This window comes from Lacinutrix sp. MEBiC02595, from assembly GCF_053601555.1.
Window position 1 is genome coordinate 1 of the sequence record NZ_JBSHNU010000248.1, and the last position, 248, is coordinate 248.

1 protein-coding gene is annotated in these 248 nt (G+C 35.1%); it reads right to left on the reverse strand.

The genetic code is table 11. The features are described from left to right. Positions 1 to 248 (reverse strand): hypothetical protein (locus ACVCZW_RS19425; RefSeq protein WP_452227607.1); only part of this gene is annotated, 248 nt, incomplete at both ends.

Below are 248 nucleotides of genomic sequence, written 5' to 3' on the forward strand. Positions count from 1 at the left end.
AGTAAGTGTAGCAGTAACCGAAGAAGTATTTAAACAATCATCAGTAGCCGTATATGTTACTTGAATAGTTCCACCAGCACCACAAGTTGTAGCTAGGTTAGTGAAAGCATAATCAGAAGTAATAGTTACATTAATATCATCTGCACAAGCTTGAAGTTCTACGATATTATCTGCATTCCAAGTATCTGCTAAAGTTTGGTTATTATCACCATCACATTCTATCGTTTCATCTACTACATTACAAGCAG